The following is an 8,148-nucleotide window of genomic DNA, read 5'->3' as shown; positions in this document are numbered from 1 at the left end:
GAGGCAGCGACCGACGATCCGGGCGGCGAGAAACCGTCCGGGGAGGCCATTCCCCATCGCGACCCGCCAATTCAACCCAAGGCAAGCGAAAACAGACCGAAAACCACCGCCTGGTCACCGGGTGTGAATAATGCGGGCTAGAGAAGGATGAACTGCGGCGTGATGCGCTGGTCTACATCATTCCCCACTTCGCCAGCAACGCCGAGCTCGCCAAAGGCCCGAAGATCTTCACCCGGGGCGAGGGGTGCTACGTCTATGACATTGACGGCAGGCGCTACCTCGACACCTTTGCGTCGCTGCTGACTACTATCTGCGGCCACCACCGCCCCGAGGTAGCGCAGGCAATCGAGGAGCAACTGCGGCAGCTCGAGTTCTTCCCTAACTACGTGGATACGTTCACCGTGCCGCTTATCCGCTTGGCGAGGAAGCTCGCGGAGATCATGCCCGGCGACCTGTCGGTGAGCTTCTTCGTCAACAGCGGTTCCGAGGCCAACGAGACCGCGCTCAAGATGGCGCGGCAGTACCACCGCGAGAGGGGGGAGCCGCAGCGGTGGAAGGTCATCGCCCGGCGCAATTCCTACCACGCGACCACGCTCGGCGCCACCTCCGCCACCGGCATCCCGTGGTTTCGCGAGTACTTCGAACCCTTGCTGCCGGGCTACTTCTTCGCGCCCCCGGCGGCGTGCTGCAACTGCGAGCTCGAACTGGAGCCGCAGACCTGCGACCTCGCTTGCCTGCGCGCCATGGAGCGCCTTGCCGAGTGGGAGGGGCCGGGGTCGGTGTCGGCAATCATCATGGACCCCATCCCCGGCTCCAACACCGGCTACCCGCTGCCGCCGGAGGGCTACCTGCGGGGCGTACGCGACCTGTGCGACCGCCACGGCATCCTGCTCATTTTCGACGAGGTGCAGACCGGGTTCGGCAAGACCGGCAAATGGTTCGCCTGTGAGCACTGGTCGGTGGTGCCGGACATCATGACCATCGGGAAGGGGTTCACCGGCGGCTATATCCCGCTGGCGGCGACGGTGACGACGCCCAATGTCGCGGATGTTTTTCGCCGCGGTCCGGGCAGCGAGCTGCGCTCCGGCAGCACCTACGGCGGCCACACCATCGCCTGCGCAGCGACGCTGGCAAACATCGGCATTATCGAGAAGGAAGGGCTCGTGGAGCGCGCGGCGCGGCTGGGGGAATATCTGCGGGACGAGTTGAACAAACTCCACCGGCACCCGATCGTGGGCGACATTCGCGGCATCGGGCTGCTGTGGGCGGTGGAGCTGAAGCCGGATCCCAGGCTCGGCGTCGGCAGTTGGATCCGTGAGTGGTGCTGGGATAACGGCATGATCCTGCGCAACAACGGCGACATCCTGGTGATCGCTCCGGCGCTGGTGATCGAGAAGGACGAGGTGGATCACATGCTGGCGCTAATGGATAGGGCCATCTCCGTTGCCGGCGAGGATGTGCGGGCCAAGCCATGACCCGCCTCATCAGCGAGGGTCAGGTGCTCCGGGGCGAGGGCTACGACGTTCGGGTCGGGGAACGCGGCCGCCTCCGGGTGGAGGTGGGCGGGGAAGGCTACGACATCGAGACCCACCTGTCCTATCCCGGCGCCACGCTTGGCTGGAACGACCTCGGCGAGCGGGGACCGGGCTGCGAACCGGCGTGGCAACCGCACCTGGCGCGTGAGGCGCGAAACGCTGTCGCCGTGCGTGCGGCAGGTGCGCACTATTCCCTCTCGCGTCGCGTCTCGGTTGCTAGGCATCGCGTCATCGTCACCGATACTCTTACCAACACCGGCTACGAGGAGGTCGGCGTCATCTACCGCAATGAGCTGACCAGCCCGCAGCCCTTCCGCCAGTGTCTGCTCGGGGGCGTCGACCGTAGCGGCGCACACCTGACGGCGGAGAACCCCAGCGTCTACGTCGCCCAGGCGCGCAGCCGCCTGGCCTGGCTGGCCGAAGACACCCTGCTGCGTCTGCAGCTTGCGCTGTCATCGTCGGCCAATCGCGTGCGCATGGCGGCGGAGAGGTTATCGCTGCAGCCGGGGCAGAGCTACACCTTCCGCTGGGCGCTGTACCCGCTGCCCGCGGAGGCGGACTACTGGAGATTCATCAACCAGGTGCGGCGCGACTGGGAGGTCAACTTCCGGCTGATCGGCCCGTGGGTGATACTCGACGTGACCGCGCGCATGGACCTAATTCGCGACCACGAGGCGCTGGCGAAGTACCTGGCGCGAAACCGGGCCCAGGTAGTCGCCATCCAGCCGTGGGTGGACTACGAGAACTACAACTCATGGACTGGCCGGCCGACTTCGCGGGCTGAACTGAAACCTCTGCTGCAGGAGGCGATGGCTGCGGTCAAGCGCGTCAACCCCGCCATCATGTGCATCGGCTGCATCGAGTGCAACCTGGTCGGGCTGCCGCAGGATGTAACCGATGCCATCTACGCCACGGTGCGGGATCAGCCACAGGGCCTGTACCCCTTCACGCCGCAGCAGATGGAAATCCTGACCCAGCATGACTTGCGCTGGAAGGATTGCCTGCTGCAGAGCAGAGACGGCCGCTACCGCTACGAGGTGTATTACCGCGGGAGTCACTTCCCGATGATGGCGATCTCGGTATTCGCCGCCCCGGGGAATGACCAGCACAAGTACTGGCTCGATCAGGCCAGGTTCCTGCTGGAGGACGTCGGCCTTGACGGTCTCTACATAGATCAGTTCAGCCTCGCCTTCAACGACGAGCAGCGCTACTCATACCATGCGTGGGACGGCACCACGGTTGACATCGCCCCTGCCACCGGGCGCATCGCCGCCAGGTACACCGACGGGGCCCTGGTGAGTATCGGCGCCCAAGAGAGCCTGGTCGAATACGTCTTGAGCAAGGGCCGCTACATGGTGGCCAACACCTTCCCGGCCTCGCCCGAGATGCAGTCTCTGCGGGTGCACCGCTTCAACGAATCGGAGTGGAACATTGACCCGCTGGGCTGGCGCGCGGGTACGGAGCCGCCGCTGGCCTCCTACCCCTGCGCGGGGCACCTGAGCACTCCCATCGCCCTGGGCTTCCGCCCCGGCCGGCTGGGCGAAAAGGGGAGGCAGGATTACGCCAGGCTCATCATGAAGGCCGCGATCATCTACCTGCGCCACGGCCTGCTGTACTACCATTACCCAACCGAGATCCCGCAGAGCGGCCCCGGCGCCGGGGAGTACGGAGCCATCAATCATATGTTCCCCATCACGCCGGTCGAGCTACATCCGGGGTGGATCGTAGGCAAGGAGCGGATCGTGACCTGCGTGTCAGGTGAGTACCGGTGGGCCAATCGGCGCAAACCGAAGGTGCTGGTGTTCGACCTCAACGGGCGGGCGGTCACGCCCCAGGCGACCTTGCAGCGTGACGGCAGCCGCTGGGTGGTGAAGCTGCAGCTGCGGGACTGGCAGGAGATGGCGGTGCTGGAGTAGGCTTGCGGACGGAGGGACAAACGATGGTCTTGCACGATTCGCAGAAAGAGCTGCTGCGCGACAAGGTGTGCGACCTGCTGTGGGAAGTGGGAATGCGCATCGAGCACGAGAAGATCGAGGCGGACATGGTGCGCCTGGGCTGTGAGCGCAGCCCGGGGCGGCGTATGCGCATCCCGCGCGGCCTGATCGAGGACTTCGTGGCCTCACAGCGCAGGACGCAGCCGCTGGACAGCGACATCGAGCGGTTCTTCCGCAACTTCGGGATCATTGACTGGGGGCACTTCCTCATCTGGACCGGACGGCGCGAGGCGGAAGAGGCCCGTATGCGCGAGGGAGTGCGCACCTCCATTTTCGACTGCGGGCCCACCAAGTATTACGACTATCCGACCGGGCGCGTGCTGCCAGTGGACACCGACATCTTCGTCACCATGAAGAAGTGGGCGCACACCGTGCCCGAGATCGGCTACACCAGCACGTGGTACCGCCAGGACGTTCCAGCCCCGACCGAGCGGATCGAATCCCTGGCGCTCGGCCTGAAGATCACCGACAAGGTGGGAGGCATCGAGGCCATCTACCCCGAGCACATCAAGTACCTGCAAGCGATCGGGGAAGTTGTCACCGGTCGCCCGCGCGAGACGGCGTACATCTGCGGGTCGCAGTGCATCACGCCGCCGCTGACCCTCGACCGGCGCTCCGCCAGCGAGACGGTGGAGCGCGCCGCGCGGCGCGTCGGCAAGTTCTACGTGGCCTCGATGATGACCATCGGCCTCAACACGCCCGTGACGTTGGCGGCGGCGATGACGATGATGGCGGCCGAGATTCTGGGCGGCATGGTCGCGGTCTTCACCCAGGACTCGGAGGCCGATATCAGCGGGCGCGCGCTTGCGTCGGCGGTTGACATGCGCAATGCGCAGGTGACCTATGCCACGGCGGATTGCACCATCGTCAACCTCGGGGTAAAGGAACTGTTCGACGCGCACTTCGGCGGGCACCTGCGGGTGGATAACTTCTTCACCGCCGCCGCCAAGCGCCCGGGGCTGCAGGCGGTAGCGGAGTGCTTCGCCGCCGCGGAGAGGTTTGCGCGCCTGCAGGGGGTGAGCGATGTCGCCTACCCCGGGGTGGGAACGCTCGACAACAACGGCACCGGCTCCCCGACGCAGGCGGTGCTCGACCTCGAGATCCGCAAGGGCCAGTTCATGGGCCGGGGGGTGACAACGGATGACGTGGCCATCCCGTTTGCCGAGATCTGCGAGCGCGTCCAGCGGGAGAAGGACTTCCTCGCCACCGATCACACCCTCGAGCATTTCCGCGAGCTGCGCGCCTCGTCCATCTTCCGCACCGATGACCCGGCCGCCGGTGGCTGGGCGGGGGATGAGAAGGCGATCCTCGACCGCTGCGATGAGATGTGGCGCGAGCGCCTCGAGGCCTACGCGCCGCCGCAGTTGCCGGATGACAAGCTGAAGGCGCTCGATGAGATCGTCGCCGCGGCACGGCGCGAGCTGCTAGGAGGATAAGGATGCGCGATGCGTTGCAGTTGCTGGAACAGATGCAAACCATTCGCCGGTTCGAGGAAACGGCCAAGCAGCTCTACCACAAGGGCCTGGTGTACGGGGCGCTGCATCTGTACATCGGCGAGGAGGCGGTGGCGGTCGGCGTATGCTCGGCCCTGCGCGAGGACGACTACTTCACCAGCACCCACCGCGGGCACGGCCACTGCATCGCCAAGGGCGGCGACCTCGGGCGGATGATGGCCGAACTGCTGGGCCGCGAGACAGGCTACAGCCGGGGGCGCGGCGGCTCCATGCACCTGTTTGCGCCGGAGATCGGACTGCTGGGGGGCAACGGGATCGTGGGCGCCGGCATCCCCATCGCCACCGGCGCGGCCTACGCGGTCAAGTATCGCGGCGGTGACCAGGTCGTCATCTGTTTCTTCGGCGATGGCGCGGCCAACCAGGGCACATTTCACGAAAGCTTGAACATGGCCGCCCTTTGGCAATTACCGATAGTCTACGTGTGCGAGAACAACCACTACGCGGCGACCACAGCGGTGACGGAAAGCCTGTGCGTCCCGGATGTCGCGATGCGCGCCGCAGGTTACGGCATCTCCGGCGAGGTGGTTGACGGTAACGACGTGCTGCTGGTCCGCGAGACGGCGAAGCGCGCCATCGCTCGTGCCCGCGCTGGCGAGGGCCCGTCATTGCTCGAGTGCAACACTTACCGCTATGAGGGCCACTGCATGGTGCTGCACGACCACCGGCACCGTCCGCGCGGGGAGGAGGAGGGCTGGCGCCGCCGAGATCCGATCACTTGTCTCGAACGAAGGATGCTCGCCAGTGGCGACGTCACTCCAGCCGAGGTCGAGGACGTCCGTCGCCGCGCTGACGCGGCGGTCGCCGCGGCGGCGGCTTTCGCAATGGAGAGCCCATATCCCGATTCTGCCACCTTCATCGCCGAGCATCCCCGGGGGAACTGGCAATGCGTGAGATAACCTACACTGCGGCCATCGGCGAGGCTCTGTTTGAGGAGATGGAGCGCGCCCCATCGGTCTTCCAGATAGGAGAGGACATTGGGCGCTTCGGCGGCGTGTGGCAAACCCAGAAGGGGCACCTGCAACGCTTCGGCGCGATGCGGGTGCGGCGGACGCCGGTTTCGGAGTCGGGGTTCATCGGTGTGGCGGTAGGCGCAGCGCTGGCAGGGCTGCGGCCGGTGGTGGAGATCATGTACGTTGACTTCATCACTACCGCTATTGACCAGGTCGTGAACCAGGCCGCCAAGTTGAGTCTGATGTCGGGCGGGGCAGTCAAAGTGCCGCTGGTGATTCGCGGACAGCAGGGCGCCGGCACGCGCGAAGCGGCGCAGCATTCACAGAGCCTGGAGGCCTGGTTCGTACACACACCGGGGTTAAAGGTGGTAATCCCCTCGACACCCTATGACGCCAAGGGGCTGCTCAAGAGCCCCATCCGCGACGACGAGCCAGTGATCTTCCTGGAGCACCGCCTGCTCTACGGCGTCAAGGGGGAGGTGCCGGACAAGGAATACCTGGTGCCCATCGGCAAGGGGGTGATTCGCCACCCGGGGGCGCATCTGACCGTCATCTCGACGTCATACTTCCTGCGCCTTGTGCTGGCAGCGGCGCAGGAGCTGGCCCCGGAGGGGATCGAGGTCGAGGTCATGGACCCTCGCACTCTGATGCCCCTCGACCTGGGGTTGATCATCGAGTCGCTGCGTAAGACCCACCGCCTCCTCGTCATCCAGGGGGCGACCGCGGTCGCGGGCATGGGTGCCGAGATCGTGCGCCAGGTGGTGGAGAACGCGTTCAATCTGCTCGACGCGCCACCGCGGGTGATCGGCGGTGCGCACGTGCCGATGCCCTATAGCCCGGGGTTGGAGGATCTCTGCCTGCCGCAGACAGACGACATCAAGGCCGCCATGAGGCGGATGGCGCAGACGGCAAGCGGATGGCCGTCCTTGCCGGGCGGCCCCGGCGCGACAGTCAGGCGAGCTACAAATCAGCGAGCCCCACTTTTCGGCCCTCCTTGAGCGACAGGCGGATCGCGGTGGCGATGGCGACGGGTTCGATCATCTGCGCGTAGGACTTGGGCGGGCGGCGCGTGCGTACCATCTCGCGCACCTGCTCCAGGATGCGCGCCGCCCCGTACGGGAACTCGAAATCTCCCAGGTTGGGCGAATGAATCGCCCCCCACCGACTGTACGCGCTCGCGTAGAACGAGCAGTGGTAGGTCGGCCCGGCGTCGCAGTGGAGCATCCCGCCGCAGGATGGCCGATCGGGCCGACCGCCATAACCCAAGTGGACGAACACCTGCGGCGCTTGCCCCATCGCCTCCACGGATTCCACCCCGTCGCCGAAGAGGTGCAAAGCCAGGCTGATGGCATGAATCAACGCCGCCATGTGTAGCGACCCGCCGCGGACGGTGCCAAACGCCGGCTTCTCCAGCTCCGCAAACCGATCGCGAAACCGGGCCGCGTGCGGCAGCTCGCCCAGAATCGAGGCCGACATTATCAGCGTATCGCGCCGCTCGGCCAACTCGACCAGGGCCCGCGCATCGCCCACGTCGAAGGCGAACGGCTTGTCTATGAACGTCGGCACGCCCTTCTCGATGCCCGGGGTCGCCAGCTCCCGGTGATCCGATCCATCGCCATTGCAGTCGGCGATGAACACCAGGTCCACGTCATCCGAGATTTCGGCGAATGTGTCGCACACCCTGGGCTTGCTGTCGAAGACCGCGCTGAAGTTCTCAGCCACCCAGCGATCTTCGTCCCAAACTCTGGTGATGCGGAACCCCTCGACCGCGGGGACGGTCATGGCGGTGCGGTCAGCATGGCGGGTATAGAAGTAGTAGTGCGCGCCGCCGGTCTGCCAACTGTACTTGGCCAGCCGCCCCTGCGGCAACGGGTAGGCCAGCAGCACGGGATCGTGCCGGTCCATCAGCGCGCCGTAGTACGCGCCGTGCGTATCACAGCGAATCAAGCCCACGCGAATATCGTCGTTCATGCAGATGCCTCTGAGGTCACCGGAAATGTCATTCCGAACCTGCCTTATTGAATCTCGCGTAATAGGTTTGATTTCTTGGTGCAGCTATGATATGCTGTAGGCATGAAAGCGCACATTGGCGGCCGACGAAACTTTGCCGGTTTGGAGAAGCGCAGGTTGAAGGCGGCCCGGCTGTTTGCGAAGG

General features: G+C 65.6%; 6 protein-coding genes. 5 read left to right on the top strand and 1 reads right to left on the bottom strand.

The features are described from left to right. The first annotated feature begins 152 nt into the window (after positions 1 to 152). From VM221_00030 to VM221_00010, 5 genes are read left to right on the top strand one after another with little or no spacing between them, the layout of a single operon-like run. Entirely contained in the window at positions 153 to 1,475 is a 1,323-nt protein-coding gene (locus VM221_00030) for an aspartate aminotransferase family protein (protein ID HUT73209.1), read from the top strand. Next, the gene (locus tag VM221_00025; GenBank protein ID HUT73208.1) at positions 1,472 to 3,451 is read left to right on the top strand and encodes a hypothetical protein; all 1,980 of its coding nucleotides are present in this window, start codon (positions 1,472 to 1,474) and stop codon (positions 3,449 to 3,451) included. The genes VM221_00030 and VM221_00025 overlap by 4 nt, the downstream gene beginning before the upstream one ends. A 23-nt stretch (positions 3,452 to 3,474) precedes the next feature. Further along, entirely contained in the window at positions 3,475 to 4,965 is a 1,491-nt protein-coding gene (locus VM221_00020) for a trimethylamine methyltransferase family protein (GenBank protein HUT73207.1), read from the top strand. 2 nt (positions 4,966 to 4,967) lie between these two features. Next, positions 4,968 to 5,939 carry a thiamine pyrophosphate-dependent enzyme gene (locus VM221_00015; protein ID HUT73206.1) on the top strand — a complete coding sequence of 324 codons (972 nt, stop codon included), beginning with the start codon at positions 4,968 to 4,970 and terminating at the stop codon, positions 5,937 to 5,939. Beyond that, positions 5,927 to 6,991 (top strand): alpha-ketoacid dehydrogenase subunit beta, encoded by a 1,065-nt coding sequence (locus VM221_00010; protein ID HUT73205.1) that lies wholly within the window; start codon positions 5,927 to 5,929, stop codon positions 6,989 to 6,991. The genes VM221_00015 and VM221_00010 overlap by 13 nt, the downstream gene beginning before the upstream one ends. On the opposite strand, the gene VM221_00005 is transcribed toward VM221_00010, so the two are convergent. Next, complete coding sequence (locus tag VM221_00005) at positions 6,954 to 7,964, bottom strand: Gfo/Idh/MocA family oxidoreductase (protein ID HUT73204.1); 1,011 nt, start codon at positions 7,962 to 7,964, stop codon at positions 6,954 to 6,956. The genes VM221_00010 and VM221_00005 overlap by 38 nt on opposite strands. Positions 7,965 to 8,148: the final 184 nt, after the last annotated feature.

The sequence above is a fragment of the Armatimonadota bacterium genome, assembly GCA_035527535.1.
Lineage (GTDB): Bacteria > Armatimonadota > Hebobacteria.
This window is presented reverse-complemented; position numbering and strand designations above follow the sequence as displayed.

What these genes read in the sequence shown, in the direction of transcription:
- VM221_00025 (HUT73208.1), top strand. Translation starts at nt 1,472, where the DNA reads ATGACCCGCCTCATCAGCGAGGGTCAGGTGCTCCGGGGCGAGGGCTAC.
- VM221_00020 (HUT73207.1), top strand. Translation starts at nt 3,475, where the DNA reads ATGGTCTTGCACGATTCGCAGAAAGAGCTGCTGCGCGACAAGGTGTGC.
- VM221_00015 (HUT73206.1), top strand. Translation starts at nt 4,968, where the DNA reads ATGCGCGATGCGTTGCAGTTGCTGGAACAGATGCAAACCATTCGCCGG.
- VM221_00010 (HUT73205.1), top strand. Translation starts at nt 5,927, where the DNA reads ATGCGTGAGATAACCTACACTGCGGCCATCGGCGAGGCTCTGTTTGAG.
- VM221_00005 (HUT73204.1), bottom strand. Translation starts at nt 7,964, where the DNA reads ATGAACGACGATATTCGCGTGGGCTTGATTCGCTGTGATACGCACGGC.